Below are 24,869 nucleotides of genomic sequence, written 5' to 3' on the forward strand. Positions count from 1 at the left end.
CGCTCAATTAATCAAACAAATCAGCAAAAATCACGTAAGTGTATTCTTAAAAAAAAGCCGTTTCAAAAATATCTATTTTAAATATTTTGAAACAGCTTTTGTATACTGTTTTTGAATAATTTATATAAAATTACGGCGTAGCGGTAAATCCACCATCATCACCTTCATCATCATCTCTTCCGTTGCGCTCACGCTCTTTTTTCTGGTTGAAACGATAGGTAAACGAAAGATTAAATGTACGTACACGCCATTGGAATTCGCCTTCGCTTCTAAAGGTGTCTGTAAACGATTCAGAACGTCTGATACGTGAATTGAATACATCGCTCACATTAAAAGCAATTGAAGCTTTGTCGTCGAATAATTCTTTACTAAAAGCTAAATTTGCAGAAAACAATCCTTTACGAATATTTTGCGCATCTTCGTTTGGGCCACGATAAAATAAACGCGTTTGCCAATCAATGCCACCAGGTAAGGTTACTTTATTATTTACGCGAACAAACCAACTCAAGTTATCCGCGTCAAAATTGACACCATTAAACTCACCGCGATTGTATGACTGGAATAGGTTGAAGTTTCCATTCAATCGCCATTTGCGTGACGGATTGTACGTCAGTGTAAATTCAAAACCAAAACGGTCGTTTCTCGCTAAGTTAATTGGCGTTCTGCGAATAATTGGTACTTCTTCACCATTCAAAATGGTGGTTTGTCCTGTATCTTCACTAATAAAGTTAAATACATCCGTAGAACGTTGAAAATAAATAGAGGAATTTAGTGTCACTTTTCCAAAACGATTCAAATATCCTAAATCAATCGCGTTGGAAAAACTTGGGTCAATATCTGGATTTCCTTGAAAAACATTGGTAATACTCGAACGCGAAGGAAACGGATTGATAAATCGTGAACGCGGACGTCGAATTCTACGATTGTATCCTAAAGTGATACTTTGGTCTTCCGAAATTTCATATCCTAAATTGATAGTAGGGAAGAAGCTTACATAATTTTTTCGTTCAAAATCACTACTCGTTAACTGATTGATAGCAATTCGGGAATCTTCCATACGCAATCCTAAAAGGAAAGAAAATTTGTCGTTTATTTTGTTTCCGTATTGCGTGTAAAATGCATTTACGTATTCGCGATAATTTAAAACATTACTCAAATTGGAATCTGCAACAAATTCATCATCTTCTAAAAAGGCTACCAAATAATCGGTCGTTAAATCGAGAAAGTTACCACGATATCCAAACTCAAACTGAGCTGTTTCACTAAGCGGCACTACATAATCCGTTTGTAATAACACACGGTCTTGATTTTCTACAGTACGCACTTGCTCTGCCAATGCGCCATCAACCAAAATAAATGAGTTTTCAGTTTCTGTACTATTTTCAAACTGGAAATCGGCCGTTAATTTGTGACCACTTTTTTCAAAATTCTTATCAAAGTTCAATCCATACTGCAAATTTTGATCGCCTTCTGTTTCTGGGTCAAAACGTGTGCTTACATTGGTGACATTAAAATCAGAATCAAACTGCGTTAAAATATTGTTTGTTTCACGTTCGTCGTCGCTATTTCTGTAAATCAACGAAGCGGTGATGGAGGTTTTGTCATTGATATACCATTCCACTCCAAAATTGGTATTAAATCCTTTTTGGAAACGTTCAAAATCACGGTCTTCATTCAAAAAGGTATTTGGATTGTCGCCATTGAAATATTCTGTAAAGGTATTTGAGTTTCCTGGAACTTCCCGATAGTTGTATCCGGAAGTCGTAAAGAAGTTAAAATCTCCCGTACGATAGTTTACATTTCCCGAAATTCCATAGCCTTCAGGATGCGAAACGTTGGTCGTAATAGCTCCGTTGAGTCCTTGCAATTTGCTTCTACGCAAAATAATATTTAAAATACCAGCGCTTCCTTCGGCATCGTAACGCGCAGAAGGTGAGGTAATAATTTCTACTTTTTCAATGGCATCCGCAGGAAGTTGTCGTAGTGCATCTGTGGAATTCAATCCGACCAATCCAGAAGGTTTTCCGTTGATTAAAATTCGAACATCATCATTTCCACGAAGTGATACATTTCCTTCCACATCCACAGACACTGACGGAACATTGTCTAATACATCACTCACGGTTCCACCGCGAACTGTTAAATCTTTTCCAACATTGTATATTTTTTTATCAAGCTTGAGCTGAACCGTCGTTTTTTCGGCAATAATCTCTACGGCTTCTAAGGCTTTCGAATCCATTTCCAAATAGAAACTTCCTAGCGAAGTATTGGAGCGCAATTCTTTGGCTTTAATTTCTTGTGATTTGAATGAAATGAATTCTATGGCAATGTCATAAACATCCGCTTCTACTTCAATAGAAAATTCTCCTTTCATATTGGTCATTCCACCTGTAACCGCACGTTTCTTAGCAATATCTTGAAGAACGATGGTCGCAAATTCTAAAGGTTGATTGGTAGATTTGTCAAAGACTTTTCCTGTGACAGTTACTGTTTTATTTTGTGCAGAAAGGGTGAGAATGGTTCCGAAAAAGGTGAGAAAAAGTAATATTTTCTTCATTTTGAGTGTTTTAGTTTTCTTTTTAGTTAGCAATTTTTAGTGTTTGACTGCAAAGAAACGACATGGTTTAAACCTTTTTGGTTAAAGTTCTGTTAAAAGAAAAATCCAGCAATAACGCTGGATTCGGGATTTTCTTTATAAAATTCTGTTAATGTCTTCAGGTGGTCGTCCGATGACTGCTTTTTTGTTATGAATAACGATGGGACGCTCTATCAATTTTGGATGTTCAACCATCGCTTGAATGATTTCTGAATCCGAAAGTTCCTTGCCTTTGTAGTTTTCTTTCCAGATTGTTTCATTCTTTCGAACAAGTTGCTCAGGCGCAATTCCCAAAAGTTTGATAATTTCAGAAAGTTCGTCTGTAGAAAGCGGATTGTCTAAATATTTTACAATGTCAAAGTCTTTTCCAGAAGCTTCCAAAATCGCCAAGCCTTCTCTAGATTTTCTACAACGTGGATTGTGATATATTTTTAGCATAGCTTAGATTTAATGTTTGAATATATTTTCAATTTCACCATTTTTATGCAATGAATCTATTTCCTCTTGTGTGTAATACACTTGAATTTCAGAAAAGAAGTCTTTAACTTCTCTACGTTTTTCATTCACTTCCGATTCGTTAGGAATTTTATCAATCGTGTAATTTCCATAATACATATAAATAGTATCGTTGGATTTTTCGATGACTTTTGCAAACGAATATTCTCCATCAGGATTATCAAAAACAATGACGTCTTTCGGTTCTAAATTCTGAAGATTTACCAATAACTCTTCATCTTGTCTTATAGAGTTATAGGTAATGTATATCGCGATAAGCGCAATAAGACCAGTTCCAGCGAACAAGTAAAAAGGCGTTTTAAAATGATGTTTTTCAATTTCTAACTTGTCCTTTATTTGCTTTGGCATTTCCTTCTTTTTCAACACTTGTTGGCAATTTCCACAAATGGAAAAGTACTTTTTTGCGTAAGGAAAAATAGGAATCCAAAACACATCAAAATACCTTGATATAGCTTGTAAATGAATGTCGTTGGCTTCACAGTTTGGACATCTGGTACCTTGTAATTTTCGGGTTCCCAAATCTTTTGAACCCGTTCCGTAAATAATCATTTTTTTTGAATTAAGTTATGTAGATGCAAGTATAGTGAAATATTGAATATGAATTATTCTACAATTCGCTATCGTCTTTTTGTTGTCCCATTGACATTAAATAGGATTTCAAAAACTCATCAATATAACCGTCCATTACGGCATCAACATTTCCTGTTTCGTGTCCGGTGCGAACGTCTTTTACCAATTTGTACGGATGCATTACATAGTTGCGAATTTGCGAGCCCCATTCAATCTTCATCTTTCCAGCTTCAATGTCTTCGCGCGCTTCTAGTTGTTTTTTCAGCTCAATTTCATACAACTGCGATTTCAACATTTGCATCGCTCGTGTTCGGTTGTCATGTTGAGAACGTGTTTCAGAGCAGGAAATTTGAATTCCTGTAGGCTTGTGCGTCAACTGTACTTTGGTTTCTACCTTGTTGACATTTTGTCCACCAGCACCACTAGAGCGCGCGGTTGTAATTTCAATATCTGCTGGATTGATTTCAATTTCAATCGTATCATCCACCAACGGATACACATATACAGACGCAAACGAAGTATGTCGTTTGGCATTGCTGTCAAAAGGAGAAATTCGCACCAAACGATGCACACCGTTTTCACCTTTCAGCCAACCAAAAGCATAATCGCCCTCAATTTCGAGTGTTACGGTTTTAATCCCAGCAACATCACCTTCTTGATAATTGAGTTCTTTGACTTTATAACCTTGTTTTTCTGCAAACATCAAATACATTCGCATTAGCATACTTGCCCAGTCGCAACTTTCGGTTCCGCCTGCGCCCGCTGTAATTTGTAGCACCGCGCTCATGCTGTCACCTTCGTCCGACAACATATTGCGAAACTCTAAATCTTCAATTTTTGTAGTGGTTTTATCAAATTGTGCAGTAACCTCTTCTAACGTAGCGTCGCCTTCTTTGTAAAATTCATACAACACTTCCAAATCTCCAATAAGCGTTGCGATTTCATTATAATCGTCCACCCACTTTTTCTGGGTTCGGAGTTGTTTCATAATAATTTCAGCTTCTCTCGGGTTGTCCCAAAAGTCAGGCGCATATGTTTTTTCCTCTTCGTTGGCAATTTCTATCAGTTTGGCATCTATGTCAAAGATACCTCCTTAACGCACCAAGGCGATTGATAAGATCTTTTATCTGATCGGATGTTATCATGTTTGTTTTTTTAATTCCTACAAAAATAAGATGTTTTGCGTATATTCATAGCCTAAAATAAAAAAACCGATAGAATCGTCAATACGACTTTTTGTAGACAGCAAAATTGACGCTTTTTAGGCTCGATAAAACCATCGTGATGAAAAAATATACTTTCTTGATTTTCATTTTTTTAGGTGTCTTTTCTATAAGTCATTCACAAGAAAAAACGAAAACAAAAACCTACCCTCGAGAACATTTTAAAGGATTTTTTAATTTTTCGTATGAAGAGAAAACCGATAAAATTTTTTTAGAAGTTGACAAACTCGATGAAGATTTTTTATATGTGTACTCGCTGGCAAGCGGCGTTGGGTCTAATGATATTGGGTTGGATAGAGGACAAATTGGCGATGGAGTCGTGGTGCAATTTCAAAAAATGGGCAACAAACTTATGTTGATTCAACCAAATTTGCGCTACAGAGCCAATACGACAAACGACTTGGAACGCAAAAGTGTTGAACAAGCCTTTGCAAAATCGGTTTTGTTCGGTTTCCCGATTGTTTCTGAAAAAGACAACAAATATACGGTCGATTTGACACCGTTTTTACTGCAAGATGCGCACGGAGTTATTGAAAGTTTGGCGAATAACAAACAAGGAACGTATAAAATTGACACCACAAAAAGTGCGCTTGCTTTAAACAGAACCAAAGCATTCCCTAAAAACGTAGAATTTGAAGCTTTGTTAACATTTGCGGGAAAACCAAAAGACGGAAATATCAAAAGCGTCACTCCCAATGCGTCGTTGGTTTCGGTGATTCAGCATCATTCGTTTGTAGAATTGCCAGACGACAATTACAAACCAAGAGTATTTGACCCAAGAAGTGGCGCCATTAGTATTTCGTATTACGATTACGCAACGCCGATTCAAGAACCCATGTTGAAACGTTTTATCACACGTCATCGCTTGGAAAAGAAAAATCCGAATGCGGCAAAAAGTGAAGCCAAAGAACCAATAATTTACTATCTCGATCCTGGAACGCCTGAACCTGTACGTTCTGCCTTGTTAGAAGGGGCGCGTTGGTGGAATGAAGCCTACGAAGCTATTGGCTATACAAATGCGTTTCAAGTAAAAATGTTGCCGAAAGATGCTGATCCGATGGACTTGCGTTACAATGTCATTCAGTGGGTACATCGTTCTACGCGTGGTTGGAGTTATGGCGCGAGTGTCGTAGATCCGCGAACAGGCGAAATTATCAAAGGACATGTGAGTTTGGGTAGCTTGCGAATTCGACAAGATTTTTTAATTGCACAAGCGTTATTGAATAAACCATTTGCACAAAGCGACGAGAATTATCAACCGATGTTGGAAATGGCGTTGGCACGAATTCGTCAATTATCAGCGCATGAAGTGGGGCATACCATTGGTTTTGCTCATAACTTTTCAGCAAGCACGAACAACAGAAGTTCTGTGATGGATTATCCGCATCCCACCGTGAAAATCACAAATGGAAAAATTGACTTGTCAGACGCGTACGCTACGGGAATTGGTTCGTGGGATAAAATTACGGTAGCATATTCCTATTCAGAGTTTCCCTCTGCGGAAGCGGAAAAAACAGGATTACAAACCATTTTAAACAATGCATACAAAGCAGGACATCGTTTTATTTCGGATGCAGACGCACGACCAGCTGGTGGCGCGCATGCCAATGCACATTTGTGGGATAATGGAGAAAGTGCTGCTGCCGAATTGGAAAAAGTGCTAAAAATACGCGAGTTAGCGATTCGAAATTTTTCAAAAGACAATATTCGTACAGGTGAACCGTATACTGTTTTGGAAGACGTTTTTGTGCCGTTGTACTTTTTCCATAGATACCAAACCGAAGCGACTTCCAAATTGATTGGTGGATTGGAATATAATTATGCCACTAAAGGCGACGGACAGCTAATTACGACTGTAATTTCACCGAGAAAGCAACGCGAAGCATTACAAGCCATTTTAAAAACCTTAGATGCGGAAACGTTGGCAATTCCAGCAGATAAATTGGATTTGTTTCCGCCACGTGCTTTTAGCTATGGACGTACAAGAGAATCGTTTAAAGGAACAACTGGTGTAGGTTTTGATGCGATAGCGCCCGCAGCAACAGCAAGTGATATGACGTTGCAATTTTTATTTCATCCTGAACGCGCGGCGCGATTGATTCAGCAGAAAAGTTTGGATAAACAGCAATTGGGCTTTATGGAAATGACACGAACAGTTTTGGACAATACGTTGTATAAAGATTACAAAGATGCACACCATCAAGAGTTGGGACATGCTGTGAATGCTAACGTTTTAAACTATTTGATGCATTTGGCAACAGATTCAAAATCGTCGTTTGGAGTGAAAGCTCAAAGTAAATACTTGCTAACTGAAATTGCTCGAAAAATAGAAGCTAAAAAATATAAAGAGGAAGAAAAATCATATCAATTAGTGTATCTTGAAATAATAAATCAATTCTTCAAATATCCAGAAAAATTCAAACTAGAAGCCTCACCAAAAATTCCAGATGGTTCGCCAATTGGAACAGATGCGTGTGGATTTTAGAGGTACGATTGTCGATTTTTGATTTTTGATTTACGATTTACGCTTTTTTATGGTTATGAATAGAATAAAAGCACTTCTCGATACTAAATTTCTGCGAAATTTCACTCGAAGTGACGCTTTTTTAATGTGTCAATTTGATAATTTGAAAATGTATCAATGTTTTTTATTTTAAGATTGAAAACGTACTTCGTCAAGCTAAACTTGATTCAGCTTCTCACAAGCAGCTAAAATTTTCAGCAAAAATACTTACGTTTGTCATAGAAATCGAAGTGACGTATTGAAAAAGTTTAATTAGTTTTTAAAATTCATGCAATAACGTATCTAAGAAACAACGAAAAACAAACAACAAACAACAAACAACAAAAAAACGGAATACCAACACCTAATACCCAATACCCAAAACCTAAAAAAATGCGAATAAACCTAATAAGTGATACTGTAACCAAACCTACGCCAAAAATGTTAGAAGCCATGTTTGCTGCTGAAGTTGGCGATGATGTGTTTAAAAAAGATCCATCGATTAACAAGTTGGAGCAAAAAGTAGCAGAAATGTTTGGCAAAGAAGCGGCATTGTTTTTTCCAAGCGGAACCATGGCAAATCAAACAGCGATAAAATTGCACACCAATCCTGGCGATCAGGTGATTTGTGATAAAGATGCACATATTTACAATTATGAAGGTGGCGGTGTGAGCTTTAACAGTGGCGCTTCGTGTAAATTGATTGACGGACATCGCGGGATGTTTACTGCCGAGCAAGCCAAAGCAGCAATCAATCCACCAGATTTTTATCACAGTCCACTCAGCGCGTTGATTGCACTCGAAAATACCGCAAACCGTGGTGGTGGGGCTTGTTGGGATTTTTCAGAGATTGAAAAAATTCACGCAGTTGCACGCGAACACAATTTGGGTTTTCACTTAGATGGCGCGCGTTTGTGGAATGCCTTAGTAGAAAAAGGAGAAACTCCTGCGCAATACGGAAAATTGTTTGATACCATTTCGGTGTGTTTGTCTAAAGGATTGGGTTGTCCTGTAGGTTCTGTGTTGGTTGCGGATGAAGAAACCATTCACAAAGCATTGCGGGTACGCAAGATTTTAGGTGGCGGAATGCGTCAGGCAGGATATTTGGCTGCGGCGGGAATTTACGCGTTAGATCATCATATAGCGCGATTGGCAGAAGATCATGAAAAGGCAAAAGAAATCGGGAAGGTGTTGGAAAGTTTGTCGATTATCAAAAAAGTAGAACCGATTGAAACCAACATCATCATTTTTTATCTGCAAGATGATATTGACGAACAAGCGTTTTTGGATAAATTGACCGAATTAGGCATTGATTTGATTGGTATGGGAAGTGGGAAACTCCGAATCGTAACACACTTAGATTACACTGCAGCAATGCATCACGAATTTTTAAAAGTGATTCAAAAAGTCATCTAAAAGTAGATGAATTAAAAAAATCAACACAAAAAAAGCAGCTCAAAAAGCTGCTTTTACTATAAAAAAATATTTTTCTATTCTGTTAAGTCTTTTGTTTCTGCGCTTCCTGCATTTTTCTTTACAGATTCAATTCCGTTCTCCATTCCAGCTTCGCTAGCGTACATTTGACTCGTTCCAATAATTTGACCATTTCCTGCTTTTAAACTGAAATGAAACTTACCGTTTTTAGCCGTTTTACGTTCAAATTTGCTATCGTCTGTTGAATTCTTTTTACAAGATTCAATTCCGTTTTTAGCACCACTTTTATCAGCATATCCTTGGCTAGACATGATGATTTGTCCATTTTTTGCTTTTAAGTTAAAATAGAATTTTTGATTGTTTTCACTTTGGAATAATTCAAACATAGTTATGTAGAGATTTAGTTAAGATGAGTAAATATATCAAAAATATATGGTAAAAGAAATGCTGATGACGGCAATTTTAAAAGTTTGTACAGGTTTTTTCCCTAAAAAATGTTGTTTGCCGATAAAAATGTTGCTTTTAACCTAAATTTAAAATAGCATCATAGTATCGTAACTTGTTTTATGAAGCAAAAAAATAATTTTGTATCTTAATAAACAATAAAAACAATAATCGAATAACTAATCATTTTAAAGACATGAGAAAAAAATTAGTAGTTGGACTGGCATTTGTTTTTGGTTCTTTTGCTTTTGGGCAAGATTTACCAACAAATCCAGAACCAGGAAAATGTTATGTCCGTTGTGTGACGCCTGATGTATATGAAAATCAGGAAGTACGCGTTATGGTATCGCCAGCTTACAAAAAGCTGAAAGTTGTCCCAGCAACATATACCAATGTAAACGAAACAGTTGTATCAAAAGTAGCAGGTGAAGAATTGGCTGTAGTTCCAGCAGTGTACGGAACTGAAACTTTTGATGTTGTAACAAAAGAAGCTTCTCAACGCTTAGTGAAAGTGCCATCTACTTCAAGTAGAGAAACGGAAACTGTAGTTGTAAAAGAAGCGAGTTACAAACTGAAAATTGTTCCTGCGGTATATGAAAACAGAACTTTTGAAGTGGTCACAAGACCAGCATATCAAAAGGTAGAAATTGTTCCTGCGGTGTATGAAACAAGAGATGTTGTAATTCCTGTAAAGGAAGCATCGCAACGTTTGGAAGTGATTCCTGCAGAATGGGGACAAGAAACAGTAACGTATAAGAAAAGAGAGTTTGGTTCATCCATTAGCATTACCAAAGCATCTTTTACAGACGATTTTGAAACGGTTGAAATCAAACCAGCTGCTGCTGAATGGCAAATGAGTGAAATTCCTCCAGCTGACTGTAATTCTTCCAATCCTGACGATTGTAGATATTGGTGTTACAAAGCAATTCCTGCTCAAAACGAAATTATTCCTGTAAAGCGTTTAGCAGCCGATGCTTCTTCTGTAAGAACTCCTGATTGCGATCCAAATAATAACGGTGGAAAACCATGTGGTGAAGGAACATTTACTAGAACAATTATGGTAAAACCTGCAAGTACACGTATTATAGAGATTCCAGGTACCACAAAAACCATTAAGAAAACAGTAATGGTAACGCCACCAACAACGCGTATTATTGACGTGCCAGCGGAAGTAAAAACAATGACGCGTAGAGTGATGGTAACGCCACCAACTACAGAGCGAATTGAAATTCCAGCAGTAACAGAAACTGTACGAAAAACAATCATCACGAATGAAAGTACGCGTGTAGAAGATATTCCTGCTGTAAGTCAAACATACAAGAAAACTGTAATGACTCAAGCACCAACCACAAGAACTATTCCTGTAGCGCAAAAGGAAACTACCTTAAAAACTACAAAATTGGTAGAAGATGCACGTGTAGTGGAAACAGAAGTTCCTGCAGTATACAAAACAGTTACAAAAGAAGTATTGACTAAGAAAGGTGGATTAACTACTTGGAAAGAAGTTGATTGTAAATTTTTAACGTATAACGACTTAAATATTAATTGGAACTTAGGAAGTGCAACGTTAACGCCTGCTGCAAAGCGTGAAATTGACACAAAATTATTACCAGTGTTACAAACAGGTGTATCTGTAGAAATTGCATCGCATACAGACTCTAGAGGTTCTGCAGCAAGCAACGAAGCATTGTCGCAAAGAAGAGCCCAAGCGGTGACCAATTACTTAATTTCAAAAGGAATCAATCCTAGTAAAATTGTATCTAACGGATACGGTGAAAGAAGATTGGTAAACCGTTGTAAAGATGGAGTTTCTTGTACAGAAAGAGAGCATTTACAAAACAGAAGAACGCAATTTAGAGTATTAGATCAAAAGAACTAAACTTTAGAATAGTATAATGATAAAAGGGAAACCAAAACGGTTTCCCTTTTTTTGTAAGTAGTGTGGATTGACTAATTTTTAATGTGATGTTTGATTTACGAAAACATGTCCATGCCAGGAATATTTGGCATGCCATCTTTGGCAACTGCGGCAACTTCAGCTTCATGCACTTCACCAGCACGTTTAATGGCTTTATTTAAGGTCAGAATTAGATAGTCTTCCAACTGTTCTTTATCTTCCAGCAATTCATCTGAGACTTCTATCGCTTTAATTTCTCTATTTGCCGTTACCGTTACTTTCAATAAACCATCAGAGCTTTGTTCATCAATCAAAACAGTATGTAAACGCTCTTTCGTTTCTGCTACTTTTTGCTGGGTTTCTTTAAGTTTTCCCATCATTCCCATTAAGTCTCCAAACATTTGTGTATATAATTAAAGGTTACTATGGACAAAATTATTAAATTGTGGACTTTTAAATAAATTTTTAAATGAAAAAAAGTATCATCATCTTTCTGATGACCGCGACACTATTAAATTCTTGTAAAGAGCATTTACCAACTATGAAAAATGAAATACCTGTGCCTACCATCGCCAAAAAACCTACAAAACTTGAAAAACATGGCGATGTTAGAATCGACAACTATTATTGGTTGAACGATAGAGAAAATCCTGAAGTCATTGCCTATTTAGAAGCTGAAAATACCTACAATGATGCCATGACAGCACACACAAAGGATTTTCAAAAAGATTTATTTAATGAACTCAAAGGAAGAATCAAAGAAGACGATTCTTCTGTTCCCTATAAACTTAACGGATATTGGTACATAAAACGATACGAAGAAGGCAAAGATTATCCAATTCATACTCGAAAAAAAGGTTCGCTTGATGCGCCAGAAGAAATATTGTTTGATGTCAACGAAATGGCAAAAGGACATTCGTATTATAAACTTACAGGCATCAATATCAGTCCCGATAATAAACTCGCTGCATTTGGTGTGGATACCATAAGTAGACGTCAATACGTGATTCATATCAAAAATCTGGAAACAGGAGAAATTTATAAAGAAAAGATAGAAAATACAACGGGAAGTTCCACGTGGGCGACGGATAATAAAACGTTATTTTACGCCAATAAAGATGAGCAAACGCTGCGTTCGGAAAAAATATACAAACACAAACTTGGTGACGATGTAGTAAATGATGAGGTGGTTTTTCATGAAGAAGACGAAACCTTTATCACCTTTGTGTACAAAACAAAATCTAGAAAATACATTGTCATTGGCTCGTATAGTACGTTGACAATGGAATACCGAATTTTAGAAGCGGACAATCCAGATGGAGAATTCAGAATCTTTCAGCCACGCGTGCGAGGGCTGGAATACGGAATTTCTCATTATGACGATCATTTTTATGTAATGAGTAACAAAGACGCTGCTATCAACTTTAAACTCTCCAAAACTCCAGAAGATAAAACAGGCATGGAGCATTGGGAAGACATCATTCCGCATCGTCCAGATGTATTGTTGGAAGATGTTGACATCTTTAAAGACTATTTGGTATTGAGTGAACGCTCCAATGGTTTAAATAAAATCAGAATCATCCGTTGGGACGGAAGCGAAGACTACTACTTGCCTTTCGACAATGAAACGTATACCGCAAATACGAGCGTCAACGTGGACTTTGATACTAAAATTTTACGATATTCTTACAATTCCATGACAACGCCAGCTTCGGTAATTGATTTTAACATGGAAACCAAAACCAAAGAAGTCAAAAAAGAACAAGAAGTGTTGGGAGGAAAGTTTGACAAAAACAATTATATGTCCGAGCGTTTATGGGCAACTTCGGCAGATGGTACCAAAGTTCCAATGTCTGTTGTCTACCGCAAAGGAATCAAAAGAGATGGAAGCAATCCAGTATTGCAATATGCGTATGGTTCGTATGGAAGCACCATTGATCCGTATTTTTCTTCGGCGCGATTAAGTCTTTTAGACAGAGGATTTATATATGTCATAGCCCATGTACGCGGTGGCGAATACTTAGGTAGAAACTGGTACGATGATGGAAAATTGATGGACAAAAAAAATACCTTTACTGATTTCATTGCTTGCTCAAAATACCTCATTGAACAAAAATATACGTCGCCTGAACATTTATATGCTTCTGGTGGAAGTGCTGGCGGACTATTAATGGGCGCCATTGCAAATATGAATCCGGAATTATACAAAGGTATCATTGCGTCAGTTCCTTTTGTAGATGTTATCACTACAATGTTAGACGATAGCATTCCACTCACTACTGGAGAATATGACGAATGGGGCAATCCGAACGAAAAAGAATATTATGACTATATGAAGTCGTATTCACCGTATGACAATGTGGAAGCAAAAAAATATCCAAACATGTTAGTCACGACAGGTTTGCACGATTCGCAAGTACAATATTGGGAGCCAGCGAAGTGGGTTGCCAAGCTTCGCGAACTAAAAACGGATAGCAATATTTTGCTATTGCATACCAACATGGATGCGGGTCATGGCGGTGCTTCTGGACGCTTTGAAGCCTTGAAAGAAGTAGCCGAAGAATACGCGTTTTTACTAGACTTAGAGAATATAAAAGAGTAATTAAAAAATTTAACTTAAATTTGCAAGGTTTTGCACGTTTACAAAACATATAAAATAAAACCCTGTACAACTTAATAGTTTTTATGGAACAACAAATTAATGCTTTTGATAATGTACTCGAACTTATCGGAAATACACCTTTGATAAGATTAAAACACATCACAAAAAATATTAAAGGAAACTTCTATGCTAAGGTTGAGGCATTCAATCCAGGACATTCAACAAAAGATAGAATTGCTTTATACATTATTGAAGAGGCAGAAAGAAAAGGCATCATCAAACCTGGTGATACTATTATAGAAACGACTTCAGGAAACACAGGATTTAGTATTGCCATGGTAAGTATCATTAAAGGATACGAATGTATATTAGCCGTAAGTTCTAAATCTTCCAAAGATAAAATAGACATGTTGCGTTCTATGGGCGCAAAAGTATATGTTTGTCCTGCACACGTAAGCGCTGATGATCCGCGTTCGTATTATCAGGTTGCAAAACGTATTCACGAAGAAACGAAAGGCTCTGTATATATTAATCAATATTTCAACGAATTGAATATTGACGCACATTACAATACAACAGGACCAGAAATTTGGAATCAAACCAACGGAGCTATCACGCACTTAGTGGCATGTAGTGGAACAGGAGGAACGATTTCTGGAACAGCAAGATACTTAAAAGAACAAAATCCGGACATCAGAATATTAGGTGTGGATGCCTATGGTTCGGTATTGAAAAAATATCATGAAACGCGTGAATTTGATTCGGAAGAAATCTATCCATATCGCATAGAAGGATTGGGGAAAAACTTAATTCCAACTGCAACCGATTTTGACGTGATTGATAAATTCGTCAAAGTAAAAGACGAAGAAAGTGCACACAAAGCACGTGAAATCTCTAAAACAGAAGGTTTATTTGTTGGATATACCAGCGGTGCAGCCATGCAAGCGATTGAGCAATTGGCAGAAGAAGGTGAATTTGATGAAAACAGTAATGTGATTGTTATCTTCCCAGATCACGGTTCGCGCTATATGAGTAAAGTGTACAGTGACGAATGGATGAGCGCACAAGGCTTTTTTGACAGTAAAAATATTGAAGAAGCGCAAAAAATAGAATATATAAAATAATAGCAGTTTTATCTGTCTAACATATTCAAAAGCAGCATACTAACAAGTATGTTGCTTTTTTTGTAATATACATTCCAAATCCTCAAAAATTTTCTCAAAAAAGTAGCAATCTAACATAAACTGTCAATAATTATGTCAGACAGTTAAAAATATTTATTTTTGCCGTTGAAGTTTTCAAAAAAACTTCATACATTACCATAACCCGAATTGATACATATAGAAAAACTGAGATAGATGAAGGATTTATTTGCTAAAATTTACAAGGACAAAGGACCACTAGGAAAATGGGCATCACAAGCAGAAGGATATTTTGTTTTTCCGAAATTAGAAGGTGAAATTTCAAATCGTATGAAATTTCAAGGGAAAGATGTAATTACTTGGAGTATCAACGATTACTTAGGCTTGGCAAACCATCCTGAAGTTCGTAAAATTGACGCAGAAGCAGCTGCAACATACGGTTCTGCCTATCCAATGGGGGCACGTATGATGTCTGGTCACACAGACTTACATGAGCAATTGCAAAATGAATTAGCTGCATTCGTAAATAAAGAAGCAGCTTATTTACTAAACTTCGGATATCAAGGAATGGTATCTACCGTAGATGCATTGGTTTCTAAAGACGATATCATTGTGTATGATGTAGATTCACATGCATGTATCATTGACGGAGTGCGTTTGCACATGGGAAAACGTTTTACGTTTAAGCACAACGACATTGAAAGTTTAGAAAAAAACTTAGAGCGTGCTACCAAAATGGCAGAGCAAACTGGCGGTGGGATTTTAGTGATTTCTGAAGGAGTGTTTGGAATGCGTGGAGAACAAGGAAAACTAAAAGAAATTGTAGCACTTAAGAAAAAATACAATTTCCGTTTATTTGTAGATGATGCACACGGTTTTGGAACTTTAGGAAAAACAGGAGCTGGAGCAGGAGAAGAGCAAGGCGTACAAGACGAGATCGATGTATATTTCGCAACCTTTGCAAAATCCATGGCAAGTACAGGAGCATTTATTGCAGCAGATAAAGAAATTATCGATTACTTAAAATACAACTTGCGTTCGCAAATGTTCGCAAAATCATTACAAATGCAATTGGTCGTTGGAGCGTTAAAACGTTTGGATATGTTACGCACGATGCCAGAATTGAAAGAAAATCTTTGGAAAATCGTAAACGCATTGCAAAGCGGACTCAAAGAACGCGGATTTGACATTGGAACAACACAAAGTTGTGTCACGCCTGTGTACTTGAAAGGAAGCATTCCTGAAGCGATGGCGTTGGTAAAAGACTTGCGTGAAAACCACGGAATCTTCTGTTCCATCGTAGTCTATCCAGTCATTCCAAAAGGACTCATTCTATTACGAATGATTCCAACAGCATCACATACCTTACAAGATGTAGAAGAGACCTTAGAAGCATTCTCAGCAATCCGTACACGCTTAGAAGACGGAACGTATAAAAGAGTTTCTGCGAAGTTGATGGAGATGATGGGAGAGTAGTTCTCTTAAAAAATATATTTATTTAGGAACCGTGGCTAGTTTTTAGTTGCGGTTTTTTTTATGTCCTATCACTATTTAAAAATGTTTTTTCAACTTAAAACCAATAAAATTCATTTTTCAATCGCTCCTTAAAACATACATTATTAAACACTTACATTTTCATTTTTAAATTTATTAAGATTAAGTCTAAATAAACTTTGAAAATAAAACTTCCGATAATATATTTGCAGTGTTAAAAACAATACCTCAAAAAAAATCAAAAAATGAAAAAAATAATCCTAGGAGTTATAGCCGTAACTAGTTTTATGTATACATCGTGTTCAAGTGATGATGGAAATGCGCCATTAGATATGAATCAAGTAATTGCACCAGCAACGTATGAATTTAGCAGAAATGGAGCTACAACAGTTGACTATAATGGACAAACTACACGTATTCAAATGGGCGAAGAATTAATCAGTGCATTATTAGACCCGACACAGTCAGAAGCTGCAATCGATGGAATGTTTGCGCATGTGGAAGGAGAAAATAACTTTAGTAATGCCGATTTGAACGCTTCCAACAAAAGCATTCGTAGTAAAACTGCAGCTTCTACTGATTATTTCTCAGCAAACACCACCGATGCAAACGCTATCAGAGCCGATTTTGATGGCTGGATTGCCAATCAAGTTGCAATGGTATATCCAAGTTGGAACAATACAGCAACTGCTGGAAACGCAGGTAACCTACAAGAATTAGGTGGCGGAGCGGTTCGTTATGTGAATGGCAAAGGATTGGAGTACAATCAAGCAGTTAACAAATCATTAATCGGTGCGTTGATGGTCGATCAAATGTTGAATAACTATTTGAGTACTTCTGTACTTGATGCAGGAAACAATCGCGCAGATAATGACGCTGATATCTTGGCAGAAGCAAAAAATTATACGAACATGGAACACAAATGGGATGAAGCGTTCGGATATTTGTACGGAACTGACAATGCGACTTCACCATTGTTGAACGAGGATAGTTTCCTAAACAAATACCTTTCTCGCGTAGAAAATGATACTGATTTTCAAGGAATCGCTTCCGAAATTTATGAAGCCTTTAAACTAGGAAGAGCAGCCATCGTAGCTAAAAATTACGAAGTGCGTGATCAACAAGCAGAGATCATTCGCGAAAAAATATCTGAAATTATCGGAATTCGTGCAGTATACTATCTGCAACAAGCTAAAAACTTCTTAGCAACGGATAAAGCTGCGGCGTTTCACGATTTATCAGAAGGTTACGGATTTATCTACAGCTTACAATTCACACGCAAACCAGGAACCAACGCACCTTACTTTACCAAAACAGAAGTAGATGCATTTATTGCGCAACTGATGGAAGGAAACGGTTTTTGGGACGTAACAACGGAAACGTTAGACGCTATTTCTGACGAAATTTCAGCCGAATTCAACTTCACAACAGCGCAAGCTGGAAGCTAACAATATTATTTAGAATTAGTATAAAAAAGTAGCCGATGTATTAGGTTAACAAACGCTACTTTTTTATTTTTGCAACGTTTATTTAGAATAAATAGAAATAAAAATACTGATGAAGAAAATTTTCCCACTCGTAGTTTTACTTATTATTACAGCCTGTAGTTCTGGTGATGATACACCAACTCCCAATAACGGAAATGGCGGAAGCGGAATAGCTTTTGACAGAGCCGCAATGTTAACAAATCTAGCAGACAACATCATCATTCCTTCGTATCAAGCACTCAATACAAATCTGAATGCGTTGGTAACTTCTAAAGACAATTTTATTGCAACTCCAAATCAAGCAAATTTGGATAATGTACGCGCAGCTTGGCTTACAGCATACAAATCTTGGCAACGTGTAGAAGCCTTCAATATTGGATTGGCAGAGCAAACGGCGTATTACTTTCAAATGAACACCTATCCTGTAAATACAACGGATGTAGAAAACAACATTGCTAGCGGAAGTTACGATTTAACACATCCAAATAATAATGACGCCGTTGGTTTTCCAGCGTTGGATTATATGTTGTACGGATTGGATGCGATTGATGCTTCTATCGTTGCAAAATATGATACAGATGCACAAGCTGCGGATTATAAAAGTTATCTATCTGACTTAATCAACCAAATGCAATCGCTTACGCAAGATATCTTAAATGATTGGACAAATAATTACAGAAACACCTTTGTGGCAAGTACTGCAAACACAGCTACGGGCGCGGCAAACATGTTTATCAACGATTACATTTTCTATTACGAAAAAGGACTGCGCGCAAACAAAATTGGAATTCCAGCAGGAAACTTCTCGGCTACACCATTGCCAGACAGAGTAGAAGCATACTATAATCAAGAAGTATCGAAAGAATTAGCTTTAGAAGCTTTAGATGCGGTCATTGATATCTTTAATGGAACTAAATTCAATGGCACTACAGCAGGCGAAAGCTTTAAAACCTATTTGATTTCACTAAACAGAAGCGATTTAGCAACGTCTATCATCAATCAGTTGAACGCTGCACGCGGAAGAATTCAAGAACTAAATGCAAACTTTACAACGCAAATCAATACTGACAATACAAAAATGACACTAGCATACGATGCGTTACAAACGGCAGTTGTATTGCTAAAAGTAGACATGTTACAAGCATTTGACATTTCGGTAGATTACCAAGATGCAGATGGCGACTAAACTATAAATTGCTCAAAAATATAAGGTTGTCGCACGTGACAACCTTTTTTTTATTCAACAGTGAATCGTTTTCAAACATACATACAACAACAAACCAGTGCGGCGCCTTTGGCAGTATTTCGCATAGGTTTTGGGTTGATGATGTGTTACGGAATCATTCGTTTTTGGGCGCATGGTTGGATAGAAACACAATACCTAGAACCCACATTTCACTTTTCCTATTACGGTTTTGAATGGGTAAAACCACTAGGAAACTTCACGTATGTGCTCTTTTTTATCTGTGGATTAGCTGCTTTTTTCGTTGCGTTGGGACTCAAATACCGAATTGCAATCATTGCGTTCTTTCTGAGTTTTACATACATCGAATTGATGGACAAAACCACCTATCTCAATCATTACTACTTTATCAGTATTGCAAGTTTTTTAATGATATTTCTTCCAGCGAACGCGCTATTTTCGGTAGACAATCTATGGCGGAAGAAAAACTATGAAAATATTCCAAAATGGACGATTGATGCGGTAAAATTACTCTTAGGAATTGTCTATTTCTACGCAGGATTGGCAAAAATAAATACCGATTGGCTCTTCAAAGCGCAACCGTTAAAAATATGGCTGCCGTCTAAATTCGATTTGCCAATTATTGGAGAAACACTCCTGCAACAAAACTGGTTTCACTACGCCATGAGTTGGTCGGGAATGCTGTACGATTTGCTCATTCCATTTCTGTTATTATACAGAAAAACGCGCCTAATTGCCTTTGCTTTGGTAGTGTTCTTTCATGTCTTTACGAGAGTATTATTCCCGATTGGAATGTTTCCGTTTATCATGATTATCAGTACGTTAATCTTCTTTGATGCGAAACTACATCTCAAAATTATTTCGTTTCTCAAAAAAATAATCCAGCGTTTCATCAAGCTAAAGACAGCAAATATTCAGACGATTTCACAGTATAAAATTGCTTACAAATCGTTTATCATTCCTGTGATTGTTACTTTTTTTGTGATTCAAATACTATTTCCATTCAGATTCATGCTATATCCTGGCAATTTATTTTGGACAGAACAAGGATATCGCTTCTCGTGGCGCGTGATGCTGATGGAAAAACGAGGCATTTCCACCTTTAAAATTGTAGATGGAAAAACAGGAAACTTTTTCTACGTAAACAACGGTGATTTCCTCACAGAACGACAAGAAAAACAAATGAGCTTTCAACCCGATTTCATTCTCGAATACGCACACTATTTAGGCGATCATTTTACCAATCAAGGTCATAAAAATGTGGAAGTATATGTAGAAAGTTATGTCGCGCTCAACGGTCGTATGAGTCAGAAATTTATCGATGAAAGCGTGAATTTATACCAAGAAAAAGAATCATTCAAACATAAAAACTGGATTTTACCATTTAAAGAGCAAACACCCAAAACGGACTAAAAAAAGTGTTTTCTCAATCCAAAAGAATAAAAGCAAACTAATGAAATTACAAGATTTTTACGCGGTATTACTCTGTTGCTTTTGCTGCATTTCCCTAACAGCACAGCAAAAAATTTCGGGAACGGTACGTGCCGCCGACACCCAAAAACCAATTGCCAATGTGGATGTTTACGACCAATCTTCAGGAAAATTGGCAACGACAAATGCAGCAGGTTACTACGAATTCACCACTGAAGCAACACAACTCAAACTTATCTTTTTCTCGTACGAATATGAAGTAAGTGAAAAAATCATCACTATCACGGAAAATGTTACACTTGACGTGAATTTAAAGCCTTTGGGCGAACAACTTTCGGAAGTAGAATTGAACGTGCGAAAAACGAAAATATTTGCATTAAAACGCTTAAAAGACGTCGAAGAAACGGCAATTTACGCTGGAAAAAAGACAGAAGTGGTATTGGTAGAACAATCGATGGCGAATTTAGCATCGAACAACGCGCGTCAAATTTACAGTCAAGTAGTAGGCTTGAATATTTACCAAAATGACGATGCAGGTTTGCAACTAAACATCGGTGGTCGCGGACTCGATCCGAATCGTACGGCAAACTTCAACACGCGTCAAAATGGTTATGATATCAGCGCTGATGTACTCGGTTATCCAGAAAGTTACTATTCGCCAGCGGCAGAAGGTTTACAGGAAATTCAAATCATTCGCGGCGCGGCTTCGTTGCAATACGGAACGCAATTTGGCGGTTTGGTGAATTTTGTAATGAAGAAACCGAATCAAGCAAAACCTTTTGAGTTTATTACTAGAAATACGCTGGGAAGCAACAATTTATATACAAATTTTACAAGCGTCAGCGGAACGACAGGAAAATTCAGTTACTATTCGTTTTTCAATTATAAAAAAGGTGACGGATTTCGTCCCAACTCCGAATTTGAATCCAAAAACGCCTATGCGCATGTGGGTTATCAATTCAATGAACGTACAAAATTAGAAGCTGAGGTAACGTACTTGCGCTATTTGGCAAAGCAAGCGGGTGGACTCACGGACGCAATGTTTGCCGAAAATCCATTCCAAAGCAACAGAGAACGCAACTGGTTTCAGATTGATTGGCTGTTGTACAACTTGAAATTTGCGCATAAATTCTCTGAAGACACCAACTTTACGTTTAACTTTTTTGGCTTGAATGCAGAACGAAATGCACTCGGTTTTAGAACGAATCGTGTGAATCAAGTAGATCCAGGTAGCGTTCGTGACTTAATTAAAGGTGATTTTAACAACTTCGGAATGGAAGCACGATTGTTGAGCAACTATGAAATTTTTGGAAAAAAATCGACGTTTTTAGTCGGTTCTAAATTTTACAAAGCAGACAATACCAGCGCGCAAGGTCCAGGAAGTGCGGGAAGCAATCCAAATTTTGAATTTCAAACAGCCGATTTTCCAAATTATCAAAATCAGTCCGCGTATGACTATCCGAATTTGAATGTGGCGGTTTTTGGGGAGAATATATTTTATGTGAACGATAAATTGTCTATCACGCCAGGAATTCGTTTTGAACATATCAAAACCGAAAGCGACGGATTTTTCAAGCGAATCAACACAGACGGTGCTGGAAACGTTATTTTAAACGAAACCGTAGATAACAGCGAAGTGCGCGAGCGTTCGTTTGTATTGTTCGGATTGGGCGCAAGTTACAAGCCTACCGATGCGTTGGAAATCTATGGAAATGTGAGCCAAAACTATCGTTCGGTTACGTTTACAGATATCAGTATTATCAATCCCGCTTTTGCGATTAGTCCAGATATTGACGACGAAAAAGGAATGACGGTTGATTTCGGGGTACGCGGAAATTATAAAAACAAAATTTCGTACGATATTGGTGCGTTTGGATTGTTTTACAACGACCGAATTGGTTTTGTACAACGGGCATTTTCAGACGGAAGCGTGAAAAGCGAACGTGGAAATATTGGTGATGCCGTGATGTACGGAATTGAATCGCTGATTGACTTTAACCTCAACGAAATCTTCCTGAAAAACGAAGATTATAGTTTCAATTATTTCATCAACGTCGCATTAACGGATTCTGAATATACCAATTCTGACGAAAACGGAGTAGAAGGCAACAACGTAGAATTTGTACCCAATGTCAACCTAAAAACAGGATTGCTTTTTGGATATAAAAACTTCTTATCAAACATTCAGTACACCTATTTATCACAACAATTTACAGACGCTTCCAATGCTGTAGAGAGCAATTTAAGTGGTGTTATTGGAGAAATTCCAGCGTATGATATTTTGGATATTTCAGTTTCGTACACATACAAAAACTTCAAGCTAGAAGCGGGAATTAATAATGTGCTGGACAACGCCTATTTCACACGTCGCGCCACAGGTTATCCGGGACCAGGCATCATTCCGTCGAACAATCGAAATTTTTATACGACGTTGCAGGTGAAGTTTTAATTGAAAGATTGAATGATTAAAAAATTCAAAAATCTAAAATCAACAATCCTAAATCGTTAATCAAAAGCTGTCACTTCGAGTGTTTTTTCGAAGAAAAAATGTATCGAGAAGTACTTTGATAATAAGAGTTTCATAGCACTTCTCGATACAAAATCTCTCCGAGATTTCACTCGAAGTGACGATTGTATTTCTGCAAGAAGAAATTAATCCAACATTCAAAATCCAGCATTCAACATTCAGAATTAAAAAAATCCCAAACCATTCCATAAATTATTTATACTTTTATACATTGAATTTTAGGAAGTTTTTTTAATGAAAGTACTTATCACGGGAATCGCGGGTTTTATTGGCTCGCACGTTGCAGAATATTTGCAGGATGCAGGTCATGAAGTTATCGGAATTGATAATTTTTCAGATTATTATCCAGTTGATTTAAAAAATAAAAATGCAGCAGATTTGCGTGAAAAAGGAATCATTGTGTTGGAAGCAGATTTACGAGAAACTTCTTCCATTGCACAACTTCCAAACGGAATTCAGTACATTTTTCACTTTGCAGCGCAACCTGGCATTGCTGCAACCTCAACCTTTGAAGATTATTTGACGAATAACGTCATTGCCACACAAAACTTATTGAATTACGCTTTACAGCAAACTTCGCTACAACTTTTTGTAAACATTGGAACCTCATCTATTTACGGTTTAAATGCTACGTTTCCAGAAACCGAAGCGCCAAAACCTGCTTCGCATTACGGAGTTACGAAATTAGCAGCAGAGCAGTTGGTTTTATGCAGTTCACGACTGAATCAGTTTAAAGCGTGTTCGTTGCGTTTGTATTCGGTATACGGTTCACGAGAGCGCCCAGATAAGTTGTTTACCAAATTGTTAGATTGCGGATTGAATCAAAAAGAATTCCCACTCTTTGAAGGCAGTTTGTCACATTTGCGAAGCTTTACGCATGTGAGCGATATTGTAAAAGGAATTGTGAGCGTAATAGGGAAAGAAGAAATTTGTAACGGAGAAATCTTCAACATCGGAACGGAAGCTGAATATACGACACAACAAGGAGTAGATGCGGTTGAAAAATTGCTCAATACTAAAATACAATTCAAGCATTTACCGCCACGATCGGGCGATCAACAACGCACCAAAGCCAATATTGATAAAGCTCGAAAATTGCTCAATTACAATCCTACAGTAACTTTGGAAGAAGGTGTTGCAGAGCAATTAGCGTGGTTCAAAAACTTGTAATTGTTGGTTGGAAGAAGCCTTATTAAAAAAGCTATTATTTCTTTTTTGTTAACTTATGATACACTTCGGCACTTGTGGGCATGTTATCTAAGTTATACTTTATTCGTTCGTATAAGTCGTTAAAATTAGCTTCATAATTTAAGACTTTCACAGTATATTCAATAGGATACAAGGAAAGTTTTGCACCTTGGTTGTCATATTTTAGTGTCATATCTCTTAGCGGATATTCAGGTTCAGTATCTTTATAAAGTTTAAAACCGTGTTGTTTAATCATAAAATCATTAAAAGCCATTGCTAATAATCCAACAGCATAATTTTCGTCCATATCAAGTGCTTTGCAATACATGTCAAAGCCAAATCCTTCATTAATCGTAAGGTCTAAATTCTTTGGATGATTGATGGGGTTTGTTATCGCAGGCTTTAGTTTATTTGCTACAAAATAACCTTCAATCATTTTCAAAGTGCCATCAAGTACAGTTGCATCCATTGTATCTTTTTGGTATCTTTTGTCAAAATATTCTTCGGTAGCAATCGTATTGATATTTGCTTTTTTAGAATTATTTTGAGGTTGAGAAGAAGTAGTCTTTTCTGATTGAGAATCCATGTTCTCTTTCTTTTTTGAAAATAAT

18 protein-coding genes are annotated in these 24,869 nt (G+C 37.1%); 11 read left to right on the forward strand and 7 right to left on the reverse strand.

The window, feature by feature from the left end; translation table 11 throughout:
* Positions 1-130: 130 nt before the first annotated feature.
* From C8N46_RS04775 to prfB, 4 genes are all read right to left on the reverse strand, one after another.
* Complete coding sequence (locus tag C8N46_RS04775) at positions 131-2,557, reverse strand: TonB-dependent receptor domain-containing protein (protein WP_108114123.1); 2,427 nt, start codon at positions 2,555-2,557, stop codon at positions 131-133.
* 135 nt (positions 2,558-2,692) lie between these two features.
* On the reverse strand, positions 2,693-3,034 hold the full coding sequence (gene arsC, locus C8N46_RS04780; protein WP_108113735.1) for an arsenate reductase (glutaredoxin): 342 nt from the start codon (positions 3,032-3,034) through the stop codon (positions 2,693-2,695).
* Between the two features lie 9 nt (positions 3,035-3,043).
* On the reverse strand, positions 3,044-3,661 hold the full coding sequence (locus C8N46_RS04785) for a zinc-ribbon domain-containing protein (protein ID WP_108113736.1): 618 nt from the start codon (positions 3,659-3,661) through the stop codon (positions 3,044-3,046).
* 58 nt (positions 3,662-3,719) lie between these two features.
* A protein-coding gene (gene prfB / locus C8N46_RS04790; RefSeq protein WP_146169730.1) for a peptide chain release factor 2 occupies positions 3,720-4,827 on the reverse strand; the annotation gives its coding sequence in 2 pieces (ribosomal slippage) (positions 3,720-4,763 and positions 4,765-4,827; 1,107 coding nt in all).
* Positions 4,828-4,966: 139 nt separating this feature from the next.
* Here prfB and C8N46_RS04795 point away from each other — a divergent pair.
* Together C8N46_RS04795 and C8N46_RS04800 are read left to right on the forward strand one after the other, a co-directional pair.
* Complete coding sequence (locus tag C8N46_RS04795; RefSeq protein WP_108113737.1) at positions 4,967-7,390, forward strand: zinc-dependent metalloprotease; 2,424 nt, start codon at positions 4,967-4,969, stop codon at positions 7,388-7,390.
* 411 nt (positions 7,391-7,801) lie between these two features.
* Positions 7,802-8,824: a threonine aldolase family protein gene (locus tag C8N46_RS04800; protein ID WP_108113738.1), complete on the forward strand. Its 1,023-nt coding sequence runs from the start codon at positions 7,802-7,804 to the stop codon at positions 8,822-8,824.
* A gap of 74 nt (positions 8,825-8,898) precedes the next feature.
* Here C8N46_RS04800 and C8N46_RS04805 read toward each other — a convergent pair whose 3' ends face one another.
* Complete coding sequence (locus tag C8N46_RS04805) at positions 8,899-9,228, reverse strand: YegP family protein (RefSeq protein WP_108113739.1); 330 nt, start codon at positions 9,226-9,228, stop codon at positions 8,899-8,901.
* A 254-nt stretch (positions 9,229-9,482) separates the two neighbouring features.
* Between C8N46_RS04805 and C8N46_RS04810 the strand changes: the two genes are divergently transcribed.
* Positions 9,483-11,165 carry an OmpA family protein gene (locus C8N46_RS04810; RefSeq protein ID WP_108113740.1) on the forward strand — a complete coding sequence of 561 codons (1,683 nt, stop codon included), beginning with the start codon at positions 9,483-9,485 and terminating at the stop codon, positions 11,163-11,165.
* 95 nt (positions 11,166-11,260) lie between these two features.
* Here C8N46_RS04810 and C8N46_RS04815 read toward each other — a convergent pair whose 3' ends face one another.
* Positions 11,261-11,584, reverse strand: a complete 324-nt coding sequence (locus tag C8N46_RS04815; protein WP_108113741.1) for a YbaB/EbfC family nucleoid-associated protein — start codon at positions 11,582-11,584, stop codon at positions 11,261-11,263.
* A 68-nt stretch (positions 11,585-11,652) separates the two neighbouring features.
* On the opposite strand from C8N46_RS04815, the gene C8N46_RS04820 reads away from it, so the two are divergent.
* The 8 genes from C8N46_RS04820 to C8N46_RS04855 all read left to right on the forward strand — a co-directional run bounded on the left by C8N46_RS04820 (position 11,653) and on the right by C8N46_RS04855 (position 24,240).
* On the forward strand, positions 11,653-13,785 hold the full coding sequence (locus C8N46_RS04820; protein ID WP_108113742.1) for a S9 family peptidase: 2,133 nt from the start codon (positions 11,653-11,655) through the stop codon (positions 13,783-13,785).
* A gap of 83 nt (positions 13,786-13,868) precedes the next feature.
* On the forward strand, positions 13,869-14,909 hold the full coding sequence (locus C8N46_RS04825) for a PLP-dependent cysteine synthase family protein (RefSeq protein WP_108113743.1): 1,041 nt from the start codon (positions 13,869-13,871) through the stop codon (positions 14,907-14,909).
* 234 nt (positions 14,910-15,143) lie between these two features.
* Positions 15,144-16,403 carry an aminotransferase class I/II-fold pyridoxal phosphate-dependent enzyme gene (locus C8N46_RS04830; protein ID WP_108113744.1) on the forward strand — a complete coding sequence of 420 codons (1,260 nt, stop codon included), beginning with the start codon at positions 15,144-15,146 and terminating at the stop codon, positions 16,401-16,403.
* Positions 16,404-16,666: 263 nt separating this feature from the next.
* Positions 16,667-17,869: a DUF4856 domain-containing protein gene (locus C8N46_RS04835; protein ID WP_108113745.1), complete on the forward strand. Its 1,203-nt coding sequence runs from the start codon at positions 16,667-16,669 to the stop codon at positions 17,867-17,869.
* A gap of 109 nt (positions 17,870-17,978) precedes the next feature.
* Positions 17,979-19,094 carry an imelysin family protein gene (locus C8N46_RS04840; RefSeq protein WP_108113746.1) on the forward strand — a complete coding sequence of 372 codons (1,116 nt, stop codon included), beginning with the start codon at positions 17,979-17,981 and terminating at the stop codon, positions 19,092-19,094.
* A 60-nt stretch (positions 19,095-19,154) separates the two neighbouring features.
* The gene (locus C8N46_RS04845) at positions 19,155-20,525 is read left to right on the forward strand and encodes an HTTM domain-containing protein (protein ID WP_108113747.1); all 1,371 of its coding nucleotides are present in this window, start codon (positions 19,155-19,157) and stop codon (positions 20,523-20,525) included.
* Between the two features lie 40 nt (positions 20,526-20,565).
* Entirely contained in the window at positions 20,566-22,992 is a 2,427-nt protein-coding gene (locus C8N46_RS04850; RefSeq protein ID WP_108113748.1) for a TonB-dependent receptor domain-containing protein, read from the forward strand.
* A 312-nt stretch (positions 22,993-23,304) separates the two neighbouring features.
* On the forward strand, positions 23,305-24,240 hold the full coding sequence (locus C8N46_RS04855) for an NAD-dependent epimerase/dehydratase family protein (protein ID WP_108113749.1): 936 nt from the start codon (positions 23,305-23,307) through the stop codon (positions 24,238-24,240).
* 34 nt (positions 24,241-24,274) lie between these two features.
* Here C8N46_RS04855 and C8N46_RS04860 read toward each other — a convergent pair whose 3' ends face one another.
* Entirely contained in the window at positions 24,275-24,844 is a 570-nt protein-coding gene (locus tag C8N46_RS04860) for a hypothetical protein (RefSeq protein WP_146169731.1), read from the reverse strand.
* Positions 24,845-24,869: the final 25 nt, after the last annotated feature.

It is taken from the genome of Kordia periserrulae (genome assembly GCF_003054265.1).
GTDB lineage: Bacteria > Bacteroidota > Bacteroidia > Flavobacteriales > Flavobacteriaceae > Kordia > Kordia periserrulae.